General features: G+C 59.9%; 25 protein-coding genes. 12 read left to right on the top strand and 13 right to left on the bottom strand.

Annotation, left to right across the window (positions count from 1 at the left end):
• Positions 1 to 181: 181 nt before the first annotated feature.
• Positions 182 to 421, bottom strand: a complete 240-nt coding sequence (yjbE, locus tag ASF13_RS23880; RefSeq protein ID WP_072166474.1) for an exopolysaccharide production protein YjbE — start codon at positions 419 to 421, stop codon at positions 182 to 184.
• Between the two features lie 455 nt (positions 422 to 876).
• On the opposite strand from yjbE, the gene ASF13_RS22050 reads away from it, so the two are divergent.
• A complete protein-coding gene (locus ASF13_RS22050; RefSeq protein ID WP_056241904.1) occupies positions 877 to 2106 on the top strand; it encodes an MFS transporter in 1230 nt (409 codons plus the stop codon).
• A gap of 45 nt (positions 2107 to 2151) precedes the next feature.
• Here the strand turns inward: ASF13_RS22050 and lpxM are convergent, their stop codons facing one another.
• The 3 genes from lpxM to znuA all read right to left on the bottom strand — a co-directional run bounded on the left by lpxM (position 2152) and on the right by znuA (position 5582).
• Entirely contained in the window at positions 2152 to 3123 is a 972-nt protein-coding gene (gene lpxM, locus ASF13_RS22045) for a lauroyl-Kdo(2)-lipid IV(A) myristoyltransferase (protein WP_056241900.1), read from the bottom strand.
• Positions 3124 to 3297: 174 nt separating this feature from the next.
• A complete protein-coding gene (gene mepM / locus ASF13_RS22040; RefSeq protein ID WP_056241898.1) occupies positions 3298 to 4623 on the bottom strand; it encodes a murein DD-endopeptidase MepM in 1326 nt (441 codons plus the stop codon).
• An 11-nt stretch (positions 4624 to 4634) separates the two neighbouring features.
• Positions 4635 to 5582: a zinc ABC transporter substrate-binding protein ZnuA gene (gene znuA / locus ASF13_RS22035; protein WP_056241891.1), complete on the bottom strand. Its 948-nt coding sequence runs from the start codon at positions 5580 to 5582 to the stop codon at positions 4635 to 4637.
• Positions 5583 to 5659: 77 nt separating this feature from the next.
• Between znuA and znuC the strand changes: the two genes are divergently transcribed.
• Both znuC and znuB read left to right on the top strand, forming a co-directional pair.
• Positions 5660 to 6418: a zinc ABC transporter ATP-binding protein ZnuC gene (gene znuC, locus ASF13_RS22030; RefSeq protein ID WP_056241888.1), complete on the top strand. Its 759-nt coding sequence runs from the start codon at positions 5660 to 5662 to the stop codon at positions 6416 to 6418.
• The gene (gene znuB / locus ASF13_RS22025) at positions 6411 to 7196 is read left to right on the top strand and encodes a zinc ABC transporter permease subunit ZnuB (RefSeq protein WP_056241885.1); all 786 of its coding nucleotides are present in this window, start codon (positions 6411 to 6413) and stop codon (positions 7194 to 7196) included. Before znuC ends, znuB begins: the two co-directional genes overlap by 8 nt.
• Before the next feature lie 137 nt (positions 7197 to 7333).
• Here znuB and ruvB read toward each other — a convergent pair whose 3' ends face one another.
• From ruvB to aspS, 6 genes are all read right to left on the bottom strand, one after another.
• Positions 7334 to 8344, bottom strand: coding sequence for a Holliday junction branch migration DNA helicase RuvB (gene ruvB / locus ASF13_RS22020; protein ID WP_056241883.1), 1011 nt, complete (start codon positions 8342 to 8344; stop codon positions 7334 to 7336).
• An 8-nt stretch (positions 8345 to 8352) separates the two neighbouring features.
• Positions 8353 to 8967: a Holliday junction branch migration protein RuvA gene (ruvA, locus tag ASF13_RS22015; RefSeq protein ID WP_056241881.1), complete on the bottom strand. Its 615-nt coding sequence runs from the start codon at positions 8965 to 8967 to the stop codon at positions 8353 to 8355.
• 109 nt (positions 8968 to 9076) lie between these two features.
• Positions 9077 to 9601 (bottom strand): crossover junction endodeoxyribonuclease RuvC, encoded by a 525-nt coding sequence (gene ruvC / locus ASF13_RS22010; protein ID WP_056241878.1) that lies wholly within the window; start codon positions 9599 to 9601, stop codon positions 9077 to 9079.
• Between the two features lie 43 nt (positions 9602 to 9644).
• A complete protein-coding gene (locus ASF13_RS22005) occupies positions 9645 to 10388 on the bottom strand; it encodes a YebC/PmpR family DNA-binding transcriptional regulator (protein ID WP_056241875.1) in 744 nt (247 codons plus the stop codon).
• 171 nt (positions 10389 to 10559) lie between these two features.
• The gene (gene nudB, locus ASF13_RS22000) at positions 10560 to 10994 is read right to left on the bottom strand and encodes a dihydroneopterin triphosphate diphosphatase (protein ID WP_056241873.1); all 435 of its coding nucleotides are present in this window, start codon (positions 10992 to 10994) and stop codon (positions 10560 to 10562) included.
• Entirely contained in the window at positions 10994 to 12790 is a 1797-nt protein-coding gene (gene aspS, locus ASF13_RS21995) for an aspartate--tRNA ligase (RefSeq protein ID WP_056241870.1), read from the bottom strand. Before aspS ends, nudB begins: the two co-directional genes overlap by 1 nt.
• A 690-nt stretch (positions 12791 to 13480) precedes the next feature.
• Here aspS and ASF13_RS21990 point away from each other — a divergent pair.
• The 5 genes from ASF13_RS21990 to cmoB all read left to right on the top strand — a co-directional run bounded on the left by ASF13_RS21990 (position 13481) and on the right by cmoB (position 17138).
• Positions 13481 to 14044, top strand: a complete 564-nt coding sequence (locus ASF13_RS21990) for a hydrolase (protein ID WP_056241867.1) — start codon at positions 13481 to 13483, stop codon at positions 14042 to 14044.
• Positions 14044 to 14868, top strand: coding sequence for a DUF72 domain-containing protein (locus ASF13_RS21985; protein ID WP_056241865.1), 825 nt, complete (start codon positions 14044 to 14046; stop codon positions 14866 to 14868). Before ASF13_RS21990 ends, ASF13_RS21985 begins: the two co-directional genes overlap by 1 nt.
• Before the next feature lie 85 nt (positions 14869 to 14953).
• Entirely contained in the window at positions 14954 to 15349 is a 396-nt protein-coding gene (locus ASF13_RS21980; protein WP_056241863.1) for an MAPEG family protein, read from the top strand.
• Positions 15350 to 15432: 83 nt separating this feature from the next.
• Positions 15433 to 16173 (top strand): carboxy-S-adenosyl-L-methionine synthase CmoA, encoded by a 741-nt coding sequence (gene cmoA, locus ASF13_RS21975; protein WP_056241860.1) that lies wholly within the window; start codon positions 15433 to 15435, stop codon positions 16171 to 16173.
• Positions 16170 to 17138: a tRNA 5-methoxyuridine(34)/uridine 5-oxyacetic acid(34) synthase CmoB gene (gene cmoB, locus ASF13_RS21970; RefSeq protein WP_056241857.1), complete on the top strand. Its 969-nt coding sequence runs from the start codon at positions 16170 to 16172 to the stop codon at positions 17136 to 17138. The genes cmoA and cmoB overlap by 4 nt, the downstream gene beginning before the upstream one ends.
• Before the next feature lie 52 nt (positions 17139 to 17190).
• Here the strand turns inward: cmoB and ASF13_RS21965 are convergent, their stop codons facing one another.
• The gene (locus ASF13_RS21965) at positions 17191 to 18042 is read right to left on the bottom strand and encodes a hypothetical protein (protein WP_056241855.1); all 852 of its coding nucleotides are present in this window, start codon (positions 18040 to 18042) and stop codon (positions 17191 to 17193) included.
• A gap of 177 nt (positions 18043 to 18219) precedes the next feature.
• Positions 18220 to 18975, bottom strand: coding sequence for a copper homeostasis protein CutC (cutC, locus tag ASF13_RS21960; protein ID WP_056241852.1), 756 nt, complete (start codon positions 18973 to 18975; stop codon positions 18220 to 18222).
• Positions 18976 to 19076: 101 nt separating this feature from the next.
• Between cutC and ASF13_RS21955 the strand changes: the two genes are divergently transcribed.
• Positions 19077 to 20222 carry a MalY/PatB family protein gene (locus ASF13_RS21955; protein WP_056241850.1) on the top strand — a complete coding sequence of 382 codons (1146 nt, stop codon included), beginning with the start codon at positions 19077 to 19079 and terminating at the stop codon, positions 20220 to 20222.
• Here the strand turns inward: ASF13_RS21955 and ASF13_RS21950 are convergent.
• Positions 20211 to 20786, bottom strand: coding sequence for a VOC family protein (locus ASF13_RS21950; RefSeq protein WP_056241846.1), 576 nt, complete (start codon positions 20784 to 20786; stop codon positions 20211 to 20213). The two genes, ASF13_RS21955 and ASF13_RS21950, sit on opposite strands and share 12 nt — an antisense overlap.
• 268 nt (positions 20787 to 21054) lie before the next feature.
• Between ASF13_RS21950 and argS the strand changes: the two genes are divergently transcribed.
• From argS to ASF13_RS21935, 3 genes are all read left to right on the top strand, one after another.
• The gene (gene argS / locus ASF13_RS21945; RefSeq protein WP_056241843.1) at positions 21055 to 22785 is read left to right on the top strand and encodes an arginine--tRNA ligase; all 1731 of its coding nucleotides are present in this window, start codon (positions 21055 to 21057) and stop codon (positions 22783 to 22785) included.
• 204 nt (positions 22786 to 22989) lie between these two features.
• Complete coding sequence (locus ASF13_RS21940) at positions 22990 to 23184, top strand: type II toxin-antitoxin system HicA family toxin (protein WP_056241841.1); 195 nt, start codon at positions 22990 to 22992, stop codon at positions 23182 to 23184.
• A 27-nt stretch (positions 23185 to 23211) separates the two neighbouring features.
• Positions 23212 to 23628 carry a type II toxin-antitoxin system HicB family antitoxin gene (locus ASF13_RS21935; protein ID WP_056241839.1) on the top strand — a complete coding sequence of 139 codons (417 nt, stop codon included), beginning with the start codon at positions 23212 to 23214 and terminating at the stop codon, positions 23626 to 23628.
• The last annotated feature ends 40 nt before the right edge of the window (positions 23629 to 23668 follow it).

Raw genomic sequence — 23668 nt, 5'->3', positions numbered from 1 at the left:
TCAGTAACCTTCCCGCGACGCCTTCACTCTACGGCGCAACGGCGTAGCCGTTTACTGCTGGCCCAGCGGCTTTCACACAAAAAAAATCGGTAAAGCAGGTCTCCCTGATTTACCGATCGTGCAGGCCGGAAAGAGTCAGTTGCAGCACTCAACGCGGTACAACCTGCCCTGCCGCGGACTCTTAACGGGTTGTCGAGGTCGTGGTGGTGGTCGTGGTGCCGGTATTGGAACCATCACCGCCGCCAGAAGATGCGATAAATACCCCCGCCAGCGCAGCGACGACACCCACACCCACGGCAGTGGAGGTACCCGTTGACATAGCAGCCGCGTCAGATCCCGCTGCCACTCCCGTTTCTGTAGCGGCAGAAGCGCCCGCAGCCAGAGATGACATTAATAAAAACAATGCTATTTTTGCCTTCATTGAGAACCCTTGCAAAATGGGGTGGATAGGATTAGGAGTTCATTCTTTTTAATTCAAGGAAAGTGCCGTTTTACAATAGCACAGTACAAACGGTTGCCTGATTTTTTTATCTCAACGCAAGATGTTGTAATATATTGGGTTTTTTAAAGATACAAGGTAATGAAAAAGTGAACTTAACGCAAATCATTGATTTCATTTGTTTTGATTAAATGATTTTAAGAATTTTCTTATGCTGTTTTTTTTCGAATATGCTCGCGAAGGCATGTAAGGAACAATTCGTCACTCTCATTAGCCGCGCCAAACAATACGCATGCTAACTATTACGGATGGCAACGCAGAGCCACTCTCGCGTTACATCCTCATAATAATGCAGCATCTTTCGTATAAAATGCGCTATCTTAGCGCTCCGCCAAAGCAGAGCGGGAACGACCGATACATCTACGGAAGGAGCCAGAATGGCATCAACCACCCCTGTTTCAAGCCTCACGCGCAGGCATATTATTTTCCCCCTGTCGCTGGTGTTATTTGAGTTCGCTACCTATATCGCCCACGACATGATCCAGCCCGGCATGCTGCTGGTCACCCGTGAGTTCAACGTCGGCCCGGAGTGGGTCTCTTCGTCGCTGACCGCCTATCTGATCGGCGGGATTGTGCTGCAGTGGCTGCTCGGCCCGCTGTCGGACAAGCTGGGCCGGCGCCCGGTGATCCTTTCCGGCGTCGCCTTCTTTGTACTGACCTGCATCGCCACCCACTGGGTGCAGAGCATTGAACAGTTTGTATTACTGCGCTTTCTGCAGGGGACCAGCCTGTGCTTTATCGGCGCCGTCGGCTATGCGGCAATTCAGGAAGCCTTTGATGAGAAACTGAGCGTCAAAATCATGGCGCTGATGGCCAACGTGGCGCTGCTGGCCCCGCTGATTGGCCCGATTGCCGGCGCGGCGTTCCTGGAATTTGGCGAATGGCGCAACATGTTCTGGCTGTTCGGCATCGTCAGCGCCGTGGCGTTGGTGGGCCTGTGGCGGGCGATGCCGGAAACCGCAGGCGATCCGCTGATGAAGATCTCCGCCGGCTCGCTGGCCCGCGGCTACCGCACCCTGCTGCGCGACCGCCAGGTGATGAGCGGCTCGGTGGCTATCGGCCTGGTCAACATTCCCGGCCTCGCCTGGGTGGCGCTGGCGCCGGTGGTGCTGATCCACGATGAAGGGCTGACGCGGATTGAGTATGCGCTGCTGCAGCTGCCGGTGTTTATTGCCATGATCGGCGGTAACTTTACCCTCAGCCTGCTCTCCGGCCGGCTGGCGATTGATAAGCCGCTGCGGCTGGGAGCCTGGCCGCTGATCGGCGGGCTGCTGATCGCTACCGTTGCCACGCTGGTTAACCCGCACAGCTATCTCTGGCTGACCGCCGGTCTGAGCCTGTACGGCTTTGGCACCGGGCTGGTGAACGCCGGGCTGTACCGGCTGACCCTGTTCTCCAGCAGCGAAGGGAAAGGTAGCGTGGCGGCGATGCTGGGAATGGTTTCGCTGAGTCTGTTTACGCTGGGAATTGAGCTGGTGAAGTGGGCTTACTTTAGTCTGGGTACCGGTGCCTTTAGCATGGTAACGCTGGCGTTGATATTACTGTGGTTCCTGCTGGTACGCGCTTTCCTGCGTGAATGGCAGCGCCGTTCGGTGCTGAATCCGTAAGCCGGAGTCCGGCTTACGGGCATGAAGAGCCGCTCCACAGCGGCTCTATTTTTTTGGATAGAGTTCGTCGCGGTCGTAGGGCTCGACCTCGCCAGGTTTACGGGTTTTTAGCAGCTTGAGGATCCAGGTGTACTGTTCCGGGTTCGGGCGAACCAGGTGTTCCACCTCTTCATTCATCCGCCGCGCCAGCGTAACGTCGTCGGCTTCCAGCAGGTCGTCCATCGGCTCACGCAGAAAGATGTCGAGGCTATGCGTCTTCACGTCATAGACCGGGAACAGCGGCACCACCCGCGCGCGGCACACCTTCATCAGCCGCCCTACCGCCGGCAGGGTCGCCTTATAGGTGGCAAAGAAATCGACAAATTCGCTGTGCTCGGCACCGTGATCCTGATCGGGCAGGTAGTAGCCCCAGTATCCCTGACGCACCGAGCTGATGAAGGGTTTGATACCGTCGTTGCGCGCGTGCAGGCGGCCACCAAAGCGACGGCGCACCGCGTTCCAGATGTAATCCATCACCGGATTGCGCTGATTGTGGAACATCGCCGCCATCTTCTGCCCTTCACAGGCCAGCGCCATCGCCGGGATATCCACCGCCCAGCCGTGCGGCACGAGGAAGATCACGTTCTGACCTTCATCACGCATCTGATCAATCTGCTGGCGGCCGTGCCAGCGAATGCGCGTCAGCGCTTTTTTCGGGCGCAGCGCCAGTTCGGCCATCATCACCATCGACTGCGGCGCGGTGGCAAACATCTGGTCGATAATCGCTTCCCGCTCGGCTTCGGAGCGCTCAGGCAGGCAGTACAGCAGGTTGATCTGCGCACGGCGGCGGGCGCTGCGGGCAATTTTGCCGGCAAAACGCCCCAGGCCACCCAGCAGCGGATCGCGCAGCCGCGGCGGCACCAGCGCAATACCGGCGCAGGCGCCAATCGCCAGCCAGCTACCCCAGTGGCGGGGAGCTAAAAAGGATTTCTGAAAGACGGGAATAAACTCCGTAGGACTTTTTTTACTCTTTTCCATGCACCGGCCTCAAACAATAAGGGGCTAATGATAGTGCTGACGGGCAATAATGCAATCAATTCCCCTTATCTTTCAGCATGTCGGATTGCTGAAGGGAAAATAGCAGAGAAGCAGGGCTGCCCGCCAATAAAAAAACCGGTGAAAACTCCACCGGTTTTTCTGACGCGTTTCGGCCTACTTAAGACGCAGCTGCGGAACCACTTCACGCACCTGCGCGAGATAATCACTGCGGTCTTTACCGGTCAGACCTTCCATCCGCGGCAGCTTGGCCGTCAGCGGGTTAACCGCCTGATTGTTGATCCAGATTTCAAAGTGCAGATGCGGCCCGGTAGAACGCCCGGTGTTACCCGACAGCGCAATACGATCGCCGCGCTTAACCTTCTCGCCCGGTTTCACCAGCAGCTTTTTCAGATGCATGTAACGCGTCGTATACTGGCGGCCGTGGCGAACCGCCACGTAGTTACCTGCGGCACCGCTGCGCTTCGCCACGATCACCTCACCGTCGCCGACCGCCAGCACCGGCGTACCAACCGGCAGGGCAAAATCCACCCCTTTATGCGGAGCAATACGCCCGGTGACCGGGTTGAGACGACGCGGATTAAAGTTGGAGGAGACGCGGTACTGTTTCACCGTCGGGAAACGCATAAAGCCACGCGCCAGGCCGGAGCCGCTGCGGTCGTAGAACTTACCGTCTTCCGCACGGATGGCATAATAGTCCTGGCCACCGCTCTGCATGCGCACGCCTAACAGCTGGCTCTGCTCGTTTTTGCCGTCCAGCACTTCACGCGACATCAGCACCGAGAACCGGTCGCCTTTGCGCAGCTTGCGGAAGTCCATCTGCCACTGCAGCGACTTGATAACCGCGCTGATTTCACCGCTGGTTAACCCGGCCTGTTTAGCACTGGTGACAAAGCTGCCGTTAACCACGCCGCTCAGTACGTTGTTCTGCCACTCACCTTTTTGCATTTCCGACGAGCGACGGAAACCGTCACCGCTGCGGTCGTAGGTACGGGTTTCACGGCGGGAGACTTCCCACGTCAGGCGCTGCAGCTGGCCGTCATCGGTCAGCGTCCATGACAGCTGTTGGCCGATCTTCAGGTTACGCAACTCTTTGTCGGCTTTCGCCAGCTGGCCGATTTCTGACATATCAATGCCATACTGGTTCAGTACGCTGCTTAACGTATCACCGGTAGAAATGACGTAGTCATGCGTTCCGGCTTCGTTCGGCACGTCTTCGTCGATTTCATCTTTCGGGGCATCATCTTCGGGCTCAGGGGTGTCCTGATCGAGGGGTTCGCTGGCCTCGGGCAGCAGCGTACGCAGCTCGTTTTTATCCAGCTCGATAGTTTTGACGATCTGGCTTTCGTGGCCCGGATGATAGACGTAAGGCCGCCACACGGTGACGGCCAGAGTAACGACAGTCAGCGACCCCAGCAGAATGCGGTGAGGTCGTGGTAAGTTATTGAACGCTAAGGCGACAGCGCGGGATATCTGCTGCACTAAAGTTTCCTCTATTCTCCTTTCAGGCAGCTCGAATACTGGCTGGACAACTGCGAGAGGAATGTCACATAGCTGTCTTTACCTGGCATGATATTGGTGCCGAGGGGATCAAGCGTACCTGAACGCACGCTGGTCCCTCTGGCTACCGCCTCGATCACGGCCGGCCTGAATTGTGGTTCAGCAAAGACGCATGCGGCCTTCTGCTCAACCAGCTCTGTTCGTATTTGATGTAAACGCTGCGCGCCCGGTTGGATCTCAGGGTTGACGGTAAAATGCCCCAGCGGGGTCAAACCGTAGTGTTTTTCAAAGTACGTGTAAGCGTCGTGAAAAACGAAGTACCCTTTACCTCTGACCGGTGCCAGCTGATTACCGATTTTCGCATCGGCTGACGACAACGCTGCCTCAAAGTGCTGCAGGTTCGCGTCAAGTTTGGCCTTGCTTTGCGGCATAAGTTCCAATAATTTTGCATGGATTGCAACCGCAGTTTTCTTAGCTATCTCCGGTGACAACCACAGATGCATGTTGTACTCGCCATGATGGTGGTGGTGCTCATCCTCACCGGCGCCGTGAGCATGGCCTTCATGCTCCTCTTCCTCGTCTTCACCGCCCTTCAGCAGCAGCGCTTTTACGCCGTCGATCTGCACCATTTCGAGGTTTTTTTGCGCCGGTAATGCGGCGGCAGATTTGGTCATAAAGGCTTCCATCTCTGGCCCAACCCACACCACTAAATCCGCGCCCTGCAAGCGTTTTACGTCAGATGGACGCAACGCGTAATCGTGCTCCGAGGCGCCGTCCGGCAGCAGAACCTCAACCGGGGTGACCCCGTCGGCAATGGCGGCAGCGATAAAGCCGACCGGCTTCACCGAAGCGACTACGGCGGCATGGGCTGCAGGGGCGATCGCGGCGGCCAGACCGAGGCCAGCAAGCAGAGAAGTGAGACGCTTATTTTTATGTAACATAATGATACTTTCCATCGTGAAGTGCAGATGGATTGTGATATTATAACATCCTAAAGTTTTCGCAACCTGTAATCGACATGTCATCTCTGATTGCCCTTAAAAACATTTCGGTCTCGTTTGGCCAGCGTAACGTCCTGTCCGGCGTGTCGCTGGATCTGCAGCCCGGCCGTATTCTGACCCTGCTTGGCCCGAACGGTGCCGGTAAGTCAACGCTGGTGCGGGTGGTGCTCGGCCTGGTCGCCGCTACCTCCGGCAGCGTGACCCGAGCCGAACAGCTGCGCATCGGCTACGTGCCGCAAAAGCTGCACCTCGACGTCACCCTGCCGCTGACCGTTGAGCGCTTTATGCGCCTGCGTCCCGGGGTCAAAAGCAGCGATATCCTGCCGGCGCTGAAGCGCGTGCACGCCGCCCAGCTGCTTCACTATCCGCTGCAGAAACTCTCCGGCGGCGAAATGCAGCGCGTGCTGCTGGCGCGTGCCCTGCTCAACCAGCCTCAGCTGCTGGTGCTGGATGAACCCACGCAGGGGGTGGACGTCAACGGGCAGGTGGCGCTGTACGATCTGATCGACTGCCTGCGCCACGAGCTCAACTGCGGCGTGCTGATGGTTTCCCACGATCTGCACCTGGTGATGGCCAAAACCGATGAGGTGCTGTGCCTTAACCAGCACATCTGCTGCTCCGGCACGCCGGAAGCGGTTTCACGTCATCCGGAATTTATCTCAATGTTTGGCCAGCGAGGCGCTGAGCAACTGGCGATCTACCGCCATCACCACAACCACCGTCACGACCTGCAGGGGCGGATCGTTTTGCGCAAAGGATTTGGCCGTCATGATTGAACTGTTGTTACCCGGCTGGCTGGCGGGGATGTTGCTGGCGCTGGCCGCCGGTCCGCTGGGCTCGTTTGTGGTCTGGCGCCGCATGTCCTATTTCGGCGATACGCTGGCGCACGCCTCGCTGCTCGGCGTGGCGTTTGGCCTGCTGCTCAACGTCAGCCCGTTCTATGCGGTGATTGCGGTGACGCTGCTGCTGTCGCTGGTACTGGTGTGGCTGGAACGCCGTCCGCATCTGGCGATTGATACGCTGCTGGGGATTATGGCGCACAGCGCGCTCTCCCTTGGCATGGTGGTGGTCAGCCTGATGTCCAACGTGCGGGTGGACCTGATGGCCTACCTGTTTGGCGACCTGCTGGCCGTCAGCCCGACTGACCTGATGACCATCGCGTCCGGCGTGGTGGTGGTGCTCGGCCTGCTGGCGTGGCAGTGGCGTGCCCTGCTGTCGCTGACCATCAGCCCGGAGCTGGCGCAGGTCGACGGCGTCAATATCCAGCGCACCAAAATGATCCTGATGCTGATTACCGCGCTGACCATCGGCGTGGCCATGAAGTTTGTCGGTGCGCTGATCATCACCTCGCTGCTGATTATCCCGGCCGCCACCGCCCGCCGCTTCTCACGCTCCCCGGAGCAGATGGCGGGGCTGGCGGTGGTGGTCGGCATCCTGGCGGTAACCGCCGGCCTGACCTTCTCCGCCTTCTACGATACCCCGGCCGGCCCTTCCGTGGTGCTGAGCGCGGCGGCGCTGTTTATGCTGAGCATGGTGAAGAAGCCGGCGGTGTAAACGACCTGTACCGGCGGACACGTCACCGATCGGGCTGAACCGGGTAAGACCCGTTAAGCCAATAAAAAAACGCCTGACATCGATGGTCAGGCGTTTTTTTTACGCGGTGCGCAGGCTGCTAAAGCCACGTCATGCGGTCAGGTTGACTCAGGGCGGGTGATGCCGAAGTGTTTGTAGGCGTGCTGCGTGGCGATACGCCCGCGCGGCGTGCGCTGGATAAAACCCTGCTGGATCAGGAAGGGTTCCAGCACGTCTTCGATGGTTTCCCGCTCTTCGCCGATGGCGGCGGCCAGGTTATCCAGCCCCACCGGCCCGCCCATAAACTTGTCGATAATCGCCAGCAGCAGCTTGCGATCCATATAGTCGAAGCCTTCGGTATCGACGCTCAGCATATCCAGCGCGCGGGAGGTGACCTCCCCGCTCATCTCCCCGGCGGCACGCACCTCGGCGAAGTCGCGCACCCGGCGCAGCAGGCGGTTGGCGATACGCGGGGTTCCCCGCGCGCGGCGGGCGATCTCCAGCGCGCCTTCAGCGGTCAGCGGCAGCCCGAGGCAGGCGGCGCTGCGCCCGACGATATGCTGCAGATCCTCCACCCGGTAGAACTCCAGGCGCTGAACGATGCCGAAACGGTCACGCAAAGGCGAGGTGAGCGAGCCGGCGCGGGTGGTGGCACCGATCAGCGTGAACGGCGGCAGATCGAGTTTAATCGAGCGCGCCGCCGGCCCTTCGCCGATCAGGATATCCAGCTGATAGTCTTCCATCGCCGGGTAAAGCACCTCTTCCACCACCGGCGACAGGCGGTGGATCTCATCGATAAACAGCACGTCGTGCGGTTCAAGGTTGGTGAGCATCGCCGCCAGGTCGCCCGCTTTCTCCAGCACCGGGCCGGAAGTGGTGCGCAGGTTAACGCCCATCTCGTTAGCAACGATGTTGGCCAGCGTGGTTTTACCGAGGCCCGGCGGCCCGAAAATCAGCAGATGGTCGAGGGCGTCACCGCGCAGTTTTGCGGCCTGGATAAAGATCTCCATCTGTTCGCGCACCACCGGCTGGCCGACATACTCTGCCAGCATCTTCGGGCGAATGGCGCGGTCAATGGTCTCTTCTTCGGTGATTACCGCGGCGGAGACCAGGCGGTCGGCTTCAATCATGCTCTACCTCAAATCGCCGCGCGCAGCGCTTCACGGATTAACGTTTCACAGTCGGCGTCTGGTTTACCGACTTTACTGACCATGCGGCTGGCCTCCGGCGGGCGATAACCCAGCGCTACCAGCGCGGCCACCGCTTCGCTTTCCGCATCGTTGCTGTTTTCCGGCGGCATTTCGCTGGTCAGTGCAAACGGCGCGTCGGCGGCAAACAGGTCGCCGTGCATGCCTTTAAAGCGGTCCTTCATCTCGACCACCAGCCGTTCGGCGGTCTTTTTACCGACGCCCGGCAGTTTCACCAGCACGGCGATCTCTTCCCGCTCGACGGCGGTGACAAACTGCTGCGCCGACATGCCGGAGAGGATCGCCAGCGCCAGCTTCGGCCCGACGCCGTTCACCTTAATCAGCTCGCGGAACAGCGCACGCTCCTGCTTGCTGTTAAAACCAAACAGCAGCTGGGCATCTTCACGGACCACAAAATGGGTAAAAATCACCGCTTCATGGTTGAGGTCAGGCAGTTCATAAAAACAGGTCATCGGCATCTGCACCTCATAACCGACCCCGCTGGCTTCAATCACTACCGCCGGCGGCTGTTTTTCCAGGATAATGCCTCTGAGACGACCAATCACGCGCGCTTCCTTAAGAGTTAAATCTGTGGGCAGAAGGTCGCGGAACGCGCCCCTGCAAAGAGAATGAAGAAGGGTATAGCATAAAAAAGGCTGGATGGATACCCAGCCCTCAGGAACGCAGACGCCCGCGCGCCAGGCTCAGGTTGCCCTCTCCCAGCCGGGCCACGTTCTGGCTCAGGTGGCAGTGGGTGATGGCGATCGCCAGCGCATCCGCCGCATCCGCCTGCGGGTTGGCCGGCAGCTTCAGCAGCGAGCGGACCATATGCTGCACCTGGCTCTTTTCAGCCGCACCGGTGCCGACCACGGTCTGCTTAACCTGACGCGCGGCGTATTCGAACACCGGCAGGTCGTGGTTGACCGCCGCGACGATCGCCACGCCACGCGCCTGGCCCAGCTTCAGCGCCGAGTCGGCGTTTTTCGCCATAAACACCTGTTCGATAGCAAACTGATCCGGCTGAAACTGGGTGATAATTTCACACACCCCGGCATAGATCAGCTTGAGCCTGGACGGCAGATCGTCAACTTTGGTACGAATACAGCCGCTACCGAGATAAATCAGCTGCCGGCCTACCTGACGGATGACGCCGTAACCGGTGACGCGCGAACCGGGGTCAATACCCAGAATAATCGCCATTATGCGCCCCCGGTTAGCACGCGCAGTGAGAGCCGAAACGCCATTACAGCGTCGCCGCCACCTCGTCGGAAATTTCACCGTTATGGTACACTTCCTGCACGTCGTCACAGTCTTCCAGCATATCGATCAGGCGCAGCAGTTTCGGTGCCGTTTCCGCATCCATATCCGCTTTGGTGGACGGGATCATGGTCACTTCCGCCCCTTCGGCCTGCAGGCCTGCGGCATCCAGCGCATCCTTGACCTGACCCAGTGACTCCCAGGCGGTGAACACGTCAATCGCGCCGTCGTCATAGGTGGTCACGTCATCGGCACCGGCTTCCAGCGCCGCGTCCATCACCGTGTCTTCATCCAGACCCGGCGCGTAGGAGATTACGCCTTTCTTGGTGAACAGGTAAGCCACCGAACCGTCGGTACCGAGGTTGCCGCCGGTCTTGGTAAAGGCGTGACGCACTTCAGACACGGTGCGGTTACGGTTGTCGCTCAGGCATTCAACCATCACGGCGGTGCCGCCCGGGCCGTAGCCTTCATAGATGATGGTTTCCATATTGCTGTCATCATCCCCACCGACGCCGCGCGCGATGGCACGGTTCAGGGTGTCGCGGGTCATGTTGTTGGCCAGCGCCTTATCGATCGCCGCGCGCAGACGCGGGTTAGACCCGGGATCGCCGCCGCCAATTTTGGCCGCGGTAACCAGTTCACGGATGATTTTGGTAAAAATTTTACCGCGTTTTGCGTCCTGCGCCGCCTTGCGGTGCTTGGTATTCGCCCACTTACTATGTCCAGCCATGTTCTCTTTTTCTCCAGATTGGCAGCGGACAGGCTATTCTGCTGGCGGTGTTGCCCCGCGCGGTGCCCGGAAGGGTCGCGTACTTCAGTACGCTGCGCTTCCTGCACGCTGGCGGTAGGCAACCTCGCTGCGCTGATAACGCCTGAACGTTTAGCTCTGTTCAAATAATAATCAGACCACAAATTCTTCTATCGCCTGGCGGTTACTCCAGGACTTGGTGAGCGCGGCAGCGGCCGGCGCATCCAGCCACTGCAGGGCCAGATGCTCGCTCAGGGCCACGTCACACTCTGCCGGCAGCGCCAGGGTAAACCAGTGTTCCCGGTTATGGGTGGTCCCCGGCGCGTAGCGGTGGCGGAAGTGTGCGAAGATCTCGAACTCGATCTGCCGCCGGCAGTCGGTCAGCGTCAGCCCGCAGGCGTCAACGTCAATCCCCAGCTCTTCCAGCACTTCCCGCCGGGCGGTCGCTGCCAGGCTCTCGCCTGGCTCCTGGCTGCCGGTAACCGACTGCCAGAACTGCGGATCGTCGCGCCGCTGCAACATCAGCACCCGTCGGCTCTCCAGGGCATAGACCACCACCAGCACCGAAACCGGATGCTTATAGCCCATTAGTCGTTCTCTGACTGCTCTGGCGCAGCAGGCTTCTCTCTCTTCACCACCTCAATACCCAGCTCGGTCAGCGACGCCGGATTGGCAAAGCTTGGCGCTTCGGTCATCAGGCAGGCGGCCGCGGTGGTTTTCGGGAAGGCGATCACGTCACGGATGTTATCGGTGCCGGTCAGCAGCATCACCAGACGATCCAGGCCAAAGGCCAGGCCGGCGTGCGGCGGCGTGCCGTACTTCAGCGCGTCCAGCAGGAAGCCAAACTTCTCGCGCTGCTCCTGCTCGGTAATGCCGAGGATGTCAAACACGGTCGACTGCATCTGGCCATGGTGGATACGCACGGAACCGCCGCCCACTTCATAACCGTTGATCACCATATCGTAGGCGTTGGCTACCGCGGTTTCCGGTGCGGCTTTCAGCTCTTCCGGTGACATGTCCTTTGGTGCGGTGAACGGGTGGTGCATCGCGCTCAGGCCACCCTCGCCATCCTCTTCGAACATCGGGAAGTCGACCACCCACAGCGGGGCCCAGGCGGCTTCGTCGGTAATGCCCAGATCGCGGCCCAGCTTCAGACGCAGCGCGCCCAGCGCATCGGTGACCACTTTCGCGCTGTCTGCGCCAAAGAAGATCATATCGCCGTCGGCAGCGCCGGTACGCGCCAGGATCGCTTCGACGATCTCCGCGCTGAGGAACTTGGCGACCGGGCTGGTGATCCCCTCCAGGCCATTAGCACGCTCGTTAACCTTGATCCAGGCCAGGCCACGCGCGCCGTAGATTTCAATAAACTTGCCGTACTCGTCAATCTGCTTGCGGCTCAGCTGCGCGCCGCCCGGCACCTTAAGTGCGGCAACGCGACCCTTCGGATCGTTGGCCGGGCCGGAGAACACCTTAAACTCCACCTCTTTCAGCAGGTCGGCGACGTCCACCAGCTCCATCGGGTTACGCAGGTCCGGCTTATCTGAACCGAAACGGCGCATCGCGTCAGCGAAGGTCATCTGCGGGAACTCACCGAGATCGACAGATTTCATCTCCAGCCACAGCTCACGTGCCAGCCGTTCCATCAGTTCACGCACCTGAGGCGCGGTCAGGAACGAGGTTTCCACGTCGATCTGGGTGAACTCAGGCTGACGGTCGGCGCGCAGATCTTCATCGCGGAAGCACTTCACAATCTGATAGTAGCGATCGAATCCGGACATCATCAGCAGCTGTTTAAACAGCTGTGGCGACTGCGGCAGCGCATAGAATTTGCCCTTGTGCACGCGGCTTGGGACCAGATAGTCACGCGCGCCTTCCGGCGTGGCTTTGGTCAGCATCGGCGTTTCGATATCAAGGAAGCCGTGATCGTCCATATAGCGGCGGACGAAACTGGTGATTTTCGCACGTGCTTTCAGGCGGTTAGCCATCTCCGGACGACGCAGATCCAGATAACGGTACTTCAGGCGCGCTTCTTCGGTATTGGTGTGGTTCGAGTCCAGCGGCAGCGGTTCAGAACGGTTGATGATGGTCAGATCGGTGGCGAACACTTCCACTTCGCCGGTCGCCATGTCGCTGTTCTTATTTTTTTCATCACGCGCACGCACGGTGCCGGTTAACTGGATGCAGAACTCATTACGCAGCTCTGACGCCAGCGTAAACGCCTGCTGGCGATCGGGATCGAAGAACACCTGCACGATGCCCTCACGGTCACGCAGATCGATGAAGATCAGGCTGCCGAGGTCGCGGCGGCGGTTGACCCAGCCACAGAGTGTAACCTGCTGCCCTACATGAGACAGATTAAGCTGTCCACAATACTCAGTACGCATAACGATATCCTTTTAACTTCGCCGCTGCGGGCGCGACAGAGTGGCAAACTACCCGGCCCGCTGGGGGCTGCTGCCGCGAAAAATGGCTGCCATTATAATGGAAAACGGCGCACAGGATAAGTGAGTCCGTTGCAGCAGGCAGCAGAAAAACCGCGAAACGGCTTCAGGAACAGTTAAGTGGTGAAGATTTCAGCTGGCTCCGTTGCCGGGTTGGGGACAGGCGCTAAAATCGTGTTTTGGGCTGCCACACGACCGGCACTGGCTCGATACTATAATTGTCTGTTGAAAAAACATGCAACGGCCGTAGGCTCCCTCTACCGTAGCGACATTCAAAAGGAGGTTGGATTATATGTTATCGAATCGCGATGGCGCGCCGGGACGCCGGGTGAAACCCCGTTCCTGGCAAGAGAACGCCCTGTTACGCCAGTACCAGCAGTCCAGGATTGAGCTGGCCGAAGAACTACGCCGCAATGGCAATCTGGGTGAGCCTGGCGAGGTATTATCCGGTTATAACAGGTGTAAACCCTGACTCAGAGCAGGTATTAACAGGGGCCATCGGCCCCTCTTCTTTCGGTTTAAGCGAAACACCCGCTAACAAATCACCTGAATTCCTCCACATAATCAGCGTCATTCCCGTCACCTGATTTCCTGTAATATCACCCTCTTTGCCCCTGTTTTCTGGAGAAACCCATGCTTCAACTTTCCGCTCAATCGACCGCGCTGGTATTAATCGACCTGCAGGAAGGTATTCTGCCGTTTGCCGGCGGCCCGCACAGCGCCAGCGACGTGGTTGACCGTGCCGCCGTGCTGGCCGCTAAGTTCCGCGAAGTGGGTGCGCCGGTGGTACTGGTGCGCGTTGGCTGGTCGGCCGACTATGCCGAAGCGCTGAAGCAACCGGTTGATAGCGCGCACGCCGGTGCTCTGCCGGAGAACTGGTGGCGCTATCCTGCGGCGCTGGGCGCGCAGGAGGGCGATATCGAAGTGACCAAACGCCAGTGGGGCGCGTTCTACGGCACCGACCTGGAGCTGCAGCTGCGCCGTCGCGGTATTGACACCATCGTACTGGGCGGCATTTCGACCAATATTGGCGTAGAGTCGACCGCGCGTAACGCCTGGGAGCAGGGCTTTAACCTGGTAATCGCGGAGGATATCTGCAGCGCCTTCACCACCGAGCAGCACAACAGCAGCGTTAACTGGATCTTCCCGCGCATCGGCCGCGTGCGCAGCAGCGCAGAGATTATCGCGGCGCTGTGATGACGTCGTTATATCTTGGCCTGCCGCAGTGGCAGCACCCGCAGTGGAAAAAACTGGGCATGGTCACGCTGGAAGACTATGCCCGCTACTTCAACTGCGTGGAGGGCAACACCACGCTGTACGCCCTGCCGCGGCCGGAGGTGGTGCAGCGCTGGCGGGCAATGACCGGCGACCACTTCCGCTTCTGCTTTAAGTTCCCGGCCACCATCACCCACCACGCCGCGCTGCGCCAGTGCGGTGACCTGACCGCCGAATTTTTTACGCTGCTGGAGCCGCTGGCCGATCGTATCGGCCAGTACTGGCTGCAGCTGCCCGCCCGCTTTGCGCCCGCCGACCTGCCGATCCTGTGGCAGTTTCTCGACGCGCTGCCCGACCGTTTTCAGTACGGCGTTGAAGTACGTCACGCGGAATTCTTTGCCAAAGGCGAGGCGGAGCTGGCGCTCAACCGCGGGCTGCACCAGCGCGGAGTCAACCGGGTGATCCTCGACACCCGCGGCGTGCATGCCGCCCGCCCCACCACGCCGGAAATCATCGAGGCGCAGCGTAAAAAACCGCGCCTGCCGGTGCACGCGGTGGTGACCGCCGGCGCGCCGATGGTGCGATTTATCGGCGGCGATGATATGCAGGCCAACCTGCAGTGGTTTCAGGCGTGGCTCCATCGCCTGCCGCAGTGGGCTGAGACCAGCCAGCCGTGGCTGTTCATTCATACCCCGGATATCGCCTTTGCCCCCGAGCTGGTCAGCGCCCTGTGGCCCGATCTGCAGCGGGTGATGCCCGGGGTGGGCGACGCCCCCGACTGGCCGCGCCAGGACTCGCTGTTCTGATCCGACGAGCAGTCTGCCTGGCGACAGTATCGCGTTTGCCCGCTATGATGGTGCCTAAGATAATACTTATAATTCGGAGTCAGGGATGGTCAGCGCTCTCTATGCGGTGTTCGGCGCACTGTTCATTATTAAATTGTCACTGGATGTGGTCCGCCTGCGCCGTCAGTACCGCGTCTCGATCGGCGACGGTGGCGTGTCCGACCTGCAGCTGGCGATCCGCGTCCACGGCAACGCCGTCGAGTATATCCCGCTGGCGGTGCTGCTGCTGATCGTGATGGAGATGAACGGCGCCGATATCTGGATGATTCATCTGGCCGGTATGTTCTTCTTCTTCGGCCGCATGCTGCACGCGCTTGGCCTGCGCAGCCGCACGCTACTGTGGCGGCGCAACGGCATGCTGCTGACGCTGCTGTCGCTGGCGGGCATGATCGTAGTCAATCTGATCTACCTGCCCTGGGATCTGGTGCTGACCCTGCATTAAGTCCGCTGAGGCAGAAAAGGTGCAGCCCGCGCCGCTTTCTGCCAGAATATGCCTTTTCCGTTAGCTTCCCCGGACTTACCACTATGTCTAACCGCGATACGCTGTTCTCTGCGCCGATTGCCAAACTCGGCGACTGGACGTTTGACGAGCGCGTTGCTGAAGTCTTCCCCGATATGATTCAGCGTTCCGTGCCCGGCTACTCCAACATTATTTCGATGATTGGCATGCTGGCCGAACGCTTTGTACAAAACGACTCTCAGGTCTACGATCTCGGCTGCTCGCTGGGTGCCGCCACGCTGTCGGTGCGCCGCAACATCACCGCCAGCGGCTGTAAAATCATTGCCGTCGATAACAGCCCGGCAATGGTCGAGCGCTGCCGCCGCCACATTGACGCCTTTCGCGCCGACACGCCGGTCGAGGTGATCGAAGCCGACATCCGCCAGATCCCGGTGGAAAACGCCTCGCTGGTGGTGCTGAACTTCACCCTGCAGTTTCTTGAGCCGGAAGAGCGCCAGCAGCTGCTGAACACCATTTACCAGGGCCTGCGCCCGGGCGGCGCGCTGGTGCTGTCAGAAAAATTTAGCTTTGAAGACGCCGACGTCGGCGAGCTGCTGTTCAATATGCACCACGACTTCAAACGGGCCAACGGCTACAGCGAGCTGGAGATCAGCCAGAAGCGCAGCATGTTAGAGAACGTGATGCTGACCGACAGCGTGGAAACCCATAAACAACGCCTGAAAACGGCCGGCTTTCAGCACGCTGAACTGTGGTTCCAGTGCTTTAACTTTGGCTCACTGGTGGCACTCAAGGCAGGTAGCGTCTGATGGACTTCGGTAACTTTTATCAGCTGATCGCCAAAGGCCCGCTGGCTCCCTGGCTGGAGACCCTGCCGGCGCAGATCGCCGGCTGGCAGCGCGAGGCGTTGCACGGCCATTTTAAAAACTGGGAGCGCTCGGTGGAGCACCTGCCGCTGCTGACCCCGGAAACGCTGGATCTGCTGCACAGCGTCAGCGTTGATAACAGCCAGCTCAGCGAGCGTCAGCGCGGCGGCATCGAGAAGCTGCTGCGTAACCTGATGCCGTGGCGGAAAGGCCCCTACTCGCTGTATGGCGTCAACATTGATACCGAGTGGCGTTCCGACTGGAAGTGGGATCGCGTGGCTCCGCATATCTCCTCGCTGGCCGGGCGCACGGTGCTGGACGTCGGCTGCGGCAGCGGCTATCACATGTGGCGGATGATCGGCGCCGGCGCGCAGCTGGTGGTCGGCATTGACCCGATGCAGCTGTTCCTCTGCCAGTTTGAAGCGGTGCGTAAGCTGCTGGGCAACGACCAGCGCGCCCACCTGCTGCCGCTGGGCATTGAGCAGCTACCGGAGCTGAAGGCCTTTGATACGGTGTTTTCCATGGGGGTGCTCTACCACCGCCGTTCGCCGCTGGACCACCTGATGCAGCTGAAAAATCAGCTGGTCAGCGGCGGCGAGCTGGTGCTGGAGACGCTGGTGATCGAGGGTGATGACCAGCAGGTGCTGGTGCCGGGCGAGCGTTATGCGCAGATGCGTAACGTGTACTTTATCCCGTCGACCGGCGCGCTGAAGAACTGGCTGGAGAAGTGCGGCTTTGTTGACGTGCGCATCGTGGATTACTCGGTCACCAGCACCGAAGAGCAGCGCCGCACCGACTGGATGACCAGCGAATCGCTGGCCGAGTTCCTCGATCCTGCGGACAGCAGCAAAACCGTGGAAGGCTACCCGGCGCCGCTGCGCGCGGTGCTGGTAGCGACTAAACCCTAAACCGGGTCGGCCGGCGCAGGCCGATCCTGACCGGGGCAGCAGTGCCCCGGCGTTACTCCTCCTTCGGCTCTTCCGGCCGATCCCAGTATTCAAACCGGTACGCGGCGGCCAGGTTGCGGCTCCATATGCCGCTGTTGCGTAGCTCCATCTGATGGGAGTAGCTCAGCGTGCAGTTGCCGCGATCGTCCCACAGCTGGCAGGTATCAACCGTGGTTTCCTGGCTGAACGGATCGGTACGCCGCTGGCTCATCTGCAGCTCACGCCCCTGCGCGTCGTAACGCAGCGTCGTGGTGGTTTGCCCCGACTGAATGCCGGTCAGCTGATGCGTATCAGACCAGCTGTAGTGGGTCTCATCGTTGCTCAGCGCATCCGACCCGCGCGACCAGCCGCTCACCAGCCGTCGCTGGCGGTCAAAGGCGTACACGCTGGTGGTGAAGCCTTTCTCCCCCTGCAGAATAAAGGCGTCGCTGGCGCTGGTGATGCCGCCGCTGCGCCCGGTCAGATAGCTGGCCTCACCCTGCTTGCGGCTCACCTCCACCGGCCGGCCATCCTTGAGCACCGATAACGAAATATTATAGCTCATCTGCCAGCCGTCGCTGACCCGCACAATTTTCTGCACCAGCTTCAGCAGCGTGCGGCCGTCCTGCTTGTCGTAAGTCATATCGGCCACGCTCAGCACGCCGCAGCGGTCAAACTGCGCCAACAGCCGCTTCTGCACGTTGACATCCTTGCCAAACTCACCGATCACCACCTGCTTAATCGGCCCCTTTGACGTGCCACCAAGCAGGATGATGTTGTTATTTTCATTAACCTGCGCGTTAACGCCAGTGCAGGGTGCCGCCATCGCCTGCCCGGCCAGCAGCACCCCCGCCAAACACAGACTGCCGCTAATCCACTTTGCCATTGCCGCTCTCATCACTCGTCGCTCAACCCGTATTCTTAGTGTAAAAGTTTTTGTGCTTCATAGTGATACACGTTTGCTTTTTCAGACAAAAAAAACCCCAACAAAGCATGCTGGGGTCTGGTACTTGCAAACATCACGTCAGGATTCGGCGTGGTGCGCGGCAAAATCGGTCAGGATTCAGGCCACTCTCACCGGCGAGCTGAATAGCATGGCGCTCTTCATGGCGTCGACGACATCGCCATCGACGGCGGTGCGGCTGAACTCATCATTTTCGGTCTCAGAACACATTGACACCCCGGCCTTGCGGTAGCGCATCTGCGACGGTACCCGCTGGCTGGCCGAGCTGTGGAGTTCGGTTAATCCGGCATCAATAAACTTCTGCAGGTTGCTAAGACGCACTCCCGCACCCGCCATAATCTTTGGACCACGGGTGAGGTGATTAAGTTCCCGCAATAACGGTAAACCACTCTCCGCGCTCTGCTGCTGACCGGAGGTCAGTATCCGCGCCACGCCGAGATCGGTCAGTTGCTCGAGGGCGGTCAGCGGGCTGTGGCAGAGATCGAAGGCGCGGTGAAAGGTCACCGCCATACCGTCGCACAGCGCCATCAGCTGCTGCATCCGCGGCAGATCGATATGGCCGTCGGCGTCGAGAATACCGACCACCAGCCCGGGAAACTGCAGCTCGCGCAGCAGCGCGATATCGGATTTGATCTGCTCAAATTCGATGGCGCTATAGCAGAAATCCCCGCCGCGTGGCCGCACGATCGGATGTACCGGAACGCGCACCCGCTGGCGGGCAAGGTGCAGCGCACCGGCCGAGGGCGTCAGCCCGCCTTCCGCCGGTGACGCGCAGAGCTCAATGCGGTCGGCACCGGCACTTTCCGCCGTCAGCGCGCAGTCGACGCCATAGCAACATACTTCAAGTTTCAGCATCCCATCCCCCCGTTAATTCCCGTTGGCCAGTTGTGTATTTGCCGCCTGATGATTAGTCTGACCTTAAAGAACTGGCATTTATCTTAACGGGAATCACTCTTATGGACTTCGATTTTGACCAACGGATAGACCGCCGTCACAGCGATAGCCTCAAATGGCGCAAATATGGTGATCGCGATATCCTTCCGTTGTGGATCGCCGACACGGATTTCCGCTCCGCCGACTGTATTACCGAGGCGCTGCAGGCGCGCGTCGCCGAGGGCGTGTTCGGTTACGGCGTGCCGTCTGACGAGCTGGCCAGGGTCACCGTCGCCCGCATGGCAGACCGTTTCGGCTGGCGCATTCAGCCGGAGTGGCTGGTCTTTTTGCCCGGCGTGGTCTGCGGTCTGCATATCAGCGTGCGGGCCTTTACCGAAGCGCATCAGGGCACCGTGGCCCCCACGCCGATCTATCCCCCGTTTCGCACCGCCGCCAGCCAGGCCGGGCGTTCGCATCTCAGTGCGCCGCTGACCCTGCGTCAGCAGCGCTGGGTGGTCGACTTCGACGCGCTGGAGCCGCAGATGGACGGCTCGCAGAAGCTGCTGCTGCTGTGTAACCCGCAGAATCCCGGCGGCACCGTCTACCGGCGCAGCGAGCTTGAGGCCCAGCTGCGCTTTGCCCGGCGCCACGATATGGTGGTCTGCTCGGATGAGATCCACGGCGACCTGCTGCTGGAGCCGGGCACGCAGCATATTCCCTTTGCCAGCCTGAGTGAGGACGCCGCACAGCGTTCCGTCACCCTGCTGGCCCCGTCGAAGGCGTTCAACATCGCCGGGCTGGGCGCGTCGCTGGCGGTGATCCCCAACCCGGAGCTGCGCAAGCGCTTTATTCGTCAGCGCAAAGGTATGGTCCCGGACGTGGATGTTCTGGCCTATGTTGCGGCAACCGCCGCCTGGCGCGACGGCCAGCCGTGGCTGGACGCGCAGCTGGACTATCTGCGCGCCAACCGCGACCGGCTGACGCAGCACGTGAATACGCTGCCGGGATTAAGCATGGTCTCCCCCGAGGCGAGCTATCTCGGCTGGATCGATGCCAGCGCGCTGGGCGTCGCCAGCCCGGCGCTGTTCTTTGAGCGGCACGGGCTGGGCTTCTCAGCGGGGGTCGACTTCGGCGACGATCGCTTTGTGCGCATTAACTTTGGCTGCCACCGCCTGCTGCTGGAAGAGGCGTTGCGGCGTCTCAGCGTGGCGGTAGCGTCACGGCGCTGATGACGCCCGTTCGCTGGCGACGATCTCCTGCAGGCTCCAGGGGTGGAATTTAATCGTTATCTGCCCGTCGGTCACCGCCAGCGTCGGGTTCGGCAGGCGTTCCCCCTCCCCTTTTGGCGCGCTGGTTTTAAACGAAATCCCCTGCTGCATCAGCCCCTGATCGGACATCAGCGCCATCGCCCGGCTGCCAAGCGTCTGCGGGTCGCCCGCCAGCACGATCTCCACGTGCTCCCAGCCTTCATGGCGATAGAGCCGCTGCCCCGGCCACGGCAACTCCACCACCGCTACCTGCCAGCCGCCGACGTTCAGCGGCTCGTCCAGTTCAAACAGCGCAATCGGCCGCCCGGCGATCTGTTTCTCGGAAAACAGCGCCCCGCACTGCAGCAGCCCCGCTTTCCAGCGCTCCGCCGTGGCGTTCTGATGGCAGCGCACCGCGATATGATCGGCCGCCAGCGTGCTGAGGTCGAGACCCAGCCGCGCCGCCAGTTCCGCTAAGGCCTGCTCAAAGCGCGGAAGATCTTCGCTGAGATCGCTCAGCCCGGCCACCTGATGAAAACCTGCCATTGTACAAACTCCTGATAACCCCGTCGCCGCCCGGGTAACAACGTTCACGGCGAAGTGCGGTGACCCGGCGTCACCCGCGCGCTATCTTACCTGAAAGGCCCCGGCGGCGCGTACTCAGGTTCCTGGATAATTCAGGGCCAAATGCAGTATACTTTTCCCCTTCTTTTTTAAAGCGCTGCCGGTCGGGACAAAATGTCGCCGCCGGCGGCGTCATGACAACGGCCAGCGTTGATGCGCGAGCCATTTTCAGCAAAATTAAGGTAACTCGGTGAATATTCAGGCCCTCCTCTCAGAAAAAGTCAGTCAGGCGATGATCGCAGTGGGTGCTCCGGCAGACTGCGAGCCTCAGGTACGTCAGTCGGCAAAAGCACAGTTTGGTCACTATCAGGCCAACGGCATGATGGCCGTGGCGAAAACCCTGGGCATGCCACCGCGACAGCTGGCAGAAAAAGTACTGGAGCAGCTGGATCTGAGCGGCATCGCCAGCAAAGTGGAGATCGCCGGGCCGGGTTTCATCAACATTTTCCTCGACAACGCCTGGCTGGCCGCGCAGGCGGACAGCGTGCTGCTGGCCGATAAACTCGGCGTGGCACCGGTCACGCCGCAGACCATCGTGATCGACTACTCGGCCCCGAACGTGGCAAAAGAGATGCACGTCGGCCACGTGCGCTCCACCATCATTGGCGATGCGGCGGTGCGTACCCTGGAGTTCCTCGGCCATAAGGTGATCCGCGCCAACCACGTCGGCGACTGGGGTACCCAGTTCGGCATGCTGATCGCCTTCCTTGAGAAACAGCAGAACGAGCATCACGATGATATCGCGCTGTCTGACCTGGAAGCCTTCTACCGCGAAGCGAAGCGCACCTATGACGAAGATCCGGCGTTTGCCGAGCGAGCGCGCGGCTACGTGGTCAAGCTGCAGGGCGGCGACGAACACTGCCGTAAAATGTGGAAACAGCTGGTCGACATCACCATGTCGCAGAACCAGAAAATCTACGACCGTATGAACGTCACCCTGACCCGCGACGACGTCATGGGTGAAAGCCTGTATAACGACATGCTGCCGGGCATCGTTGACGATCTGAAGGCCAAAGGCCTTGCGGTGGAGAGCGAAGGCGCCACCGTGGTGTTCCTTGACGAATACAAAAACAAGGAAGGTGAACCGATGGGGGTGATCATCCGTAAAAAGGATGGCGGCTACCTCTACACCACCACCGATATCGCCTGTGCCAAGTACCGTTATGAAACGCTGAAGGCCGATCGCGTGCTCTACTACATCGACTCCCGCCAGCACCAGCACCTGATGCAGGCGTGGACTATCGTGCGTAAAGCGGGTTACGTGCCGGATTCCGTACCACTGGAACACCATATGTTCGGCATGATGCTGGGCAAAGACGGCAAACCGTTCAAAACCCGCGCCGGCGGCACCATCAAGCTGTCTGACCTGCTTGACGAAGCGGTGGATCGCGCCACCACACTGATCGCCGGTAAAAACCCGGAGATGCCGGCCGACGAACTGAACGCGCTGGCCAACGTGGTGGGCATCGGTGCGGTGAAGTATGCCGACCTGTCAAAAAGCCGCACCACCGACTACATCTTCGACTGGGACAATATGCTGGCGTTTGAAGGCAACACCGCGCCGTATATGCAGTACGCCTACACCCGCGTGCTGTCGGTGTTCCGCAAGGCGGGCATTGACGAGAGCGGCATCTCAGGCGCAATTAACATCAGCGAAGATCGCGAAAGCGCGCTGGCCGTGCGCCTGCTGCAGTTCGAAGAGACCATCACCCAGGTGGCCCGCGACGGCACCCCGCACGTGATGTGTGCCTACCTCTACGAGCTGGCCGGCCTGTTCTCCGGCTTCTACGAACACTGCCCGATCCTGACCGCCGAAGACGACGCCACGAAGCAGAGCCGCCTGCGCCTGGCGCTGCTGACCGCGAAGACCCTGAAGCAAGGCCTTGATACGCTGGGCATTCAGACGGTAGAACGGATGTAATGCACGACAGGGGCCGGGCGCAATGCCTGGCCCCTTCACTATTTAAACGCCGTTACCTACCTTCTGCCTGCAGATTTAAGCCTGACCGATCCGCCTGACACCTCTCGCCAAATTGAGACCAATGGAAATTAAGCACCAGATGCGCTACAACTAGTGTGTACGGTGTGTAATAACACGTGCCTCATTCAACGAAATGGAGGTGCGTTGAAAAGCTCAGAACTGATCAAACTATTGCAGCAACATGGCTGGGTTCTGGAAAGAGTCAAAGGCAGCCACCATCACTTCAGCCATCAGGACTTTGCAATCATTATCACCGTTCCGCACCCGCGTAAGGATATGAAGAAAGGCACGCTTCATCAGATCCTCAGGGATGCAAAGTTGAAACTGACGGAAGAGTGATTCGGTCTTCCGGTATGAGAGGTCATTATGTTGTATCCAGCTTTCGTGGAAATTGATACCGATGGCACGGCGAGTGGGTTCTTTCCTGATGTTCCCGGCTGTTACTTCGCCGGAGATACGCCGGAAGAGACCATCGCTGATGCAACTTCAGCGCTCAACGCTCACTTTGAGCTGTTAGCTGAGAAAGCGATGGGTATTCCCGAGCCTGCCTTAACATGGCGTACCGCGTCATATCCCATCGTTGATGGCAGGGCCGTGGAGGGCGTGTGGGTGTATATCAGTATCGATATCACCCGCTTTTTTGGTCGTTCAGAAAGGATCAACATCAGCATGCCCAATCTGCTGATTGAAAAAATCGACAGGACCGTGAGCGAAGATCCGCGCTACACCAGCCGTAGCCATTTTCTGGCAGAAGCCGCACGCAAGGTACTGTCTCAGTGCTGATCCGTGCGTAGGCGCTTTGGTTCAGCGAGAGGCTCTGCCA

This window comes from Erwinia sp. Leaf53, assembly GCF_001422605.1.
Classification (GTDB): domain Bacteria; phylum Pseudomonadota; class Gammaproteobacteria; order Enterobacterales; family Enterobacteriaceae; genus Erwinia.
Note: the sequence above shows the minus strand (reverse complement) of the source record. Positions and strands in the feature narration are given on the sequence as shown.

Excerpts from the sequence above, each read along its gene's own strand:
- yjbE (WP_072166474.1), bottom strand. The coding sequence starts at position 421 with ATGAAGGCAAAAATAGCATTGTTTTTATTAATGTCATCTCTGGCTGCG.
- ASF13_RS22050 (WP_056241904.1), top strand. The coding sequence starts at position 877 with ATGGCATCAACCACCCCTGTTTCAAGCCTCACGCGCAGGCATATTATT.
- lpxM (WP_056241900.1), bottom strand. The coding sequence starts at position 3,123 with ATGGAAAAGAGTAAAAAAAGTCCTACGGAGTTTATTCCCGTCTTTCAG.
- znuA (WP_056241891.1), bottom strand. The coding sequence starts at position 5,582 with ATGTTACATAAAAATAAGCGTCTCACTTCTCTGCTTGCTGGCCTCGGT.
- znuC (WP_056241888.1), top strand. The coding sequence starts at position 5,660 with ATGTCATCTCTGATTGCCCTTAAAAACATTTCGGTCTCGTTTGGCCAG.
- znuB (WP_056241885.1), top strand. The coding sequence starts at position 6,411 with ATGATTGAACTGTTGTTACCCGGCTGGCTGGCGGGGATGTTGCTGGCG.
- ruvB (WP_056241883.1), bottom strand. The coding sequence starts at position 8,344 with ATGATTGAAGCCGACCGCCTGGTCTCCGCCGCGGTAATCACCGAAGAA.
- ruvC (WP_056241878.1), bottom strand. The coding sequence starts at position 9,601 with ATGGCGATTATTCTGGGTATTGACCCCGGTTCGCGCGTCACCGGTTAC.
- ASF13_RS22005 (WP_056241875.1), bottom strand. The coding sequence starts at position 10,388 with ATGGCTGGACATAGTAAGTGGGCGAATACCAAGCACCGCAAGGCGGCG.
- nudB (WP_056241873.1), bottom strand. The coding sequence starts at position 10,994 with ATGGGCTATAAGCATCCGGTTTCGGTGCTGGTGGTGGTCTATGCCCTG.
- aspS (WP_056241870.1), bottom strand. The coding sequence starts at position 12,790 with ATGCGTACTGAGTATTGTGGACAGCTTAATCTGTCTCATGTAGGGCAG.
- ASF13_RS21990 (WP_056241867.1), top strand. The coding sequence starts at position 13,481 with ATGCTTCAACTTTCCGCTCAATCGACCGCGCTGGTATTAATCGACCTG.
- ASF13_RS21985 (WP_056241865.1), top strand. The coding sequence starts at position 14,044 with ATGACGTCGTTATATCTTGGCCTGCCGCAGTGGCAGCACCCGCAGTGG.
- ASF13_RS21980 (WP_056241863.1), top strand. The coding sequence starts at position 14,954 with ATGGTCAGCGCTCTCTATGCGGTGTTCGGCGCACTGTTCATTATTAAA.
- cmoA (WP_056241860.1), top strand. The coding sequence starts at position 15,433 with ATGTCTAACCGCGATACGCTGTTCTCTGCGCCGATTGCCAAACTCGGC.
- ASF13_RS21965 (WP_056241855.1), bottom strand. The coding sequence starts at position 18,042 with ATGGCAAAGTGGATTAGCGGCAGTCTGTGTTTGGCGGGGGTGCTGCTG.
- cutC (WP_056241852.1), bottom strand. The coding sequence starts at position 18,975 with ATGCTGAAACTTGAAGTATGTTGCTATGGCGTCGACTGCGCGCTGACG.
- ASF13_RS21955 (WP_056241850.1), top strand. The coding sequence starts at position 19,077 with ATGGACTTCGATTTTGACCAACGGATAGACCGCCGTCACAGCGATAGC.
- ASF13_RS21950 (WP_056241846.1), bottom strand. The coding sequence starts at position 20,786 with ATGGCAGGTTTTCATCAGGTGGCCGGGCTGAGCGATCTCAGCGAAGAT.
- ASF13_RS21935 (WP_056241839.1), top strand. The coding sequence starts at position 23,212 with ATGTTGTATCCAGCTTTCGTGGAAATTGATACCGATGGCACGGCGAGT.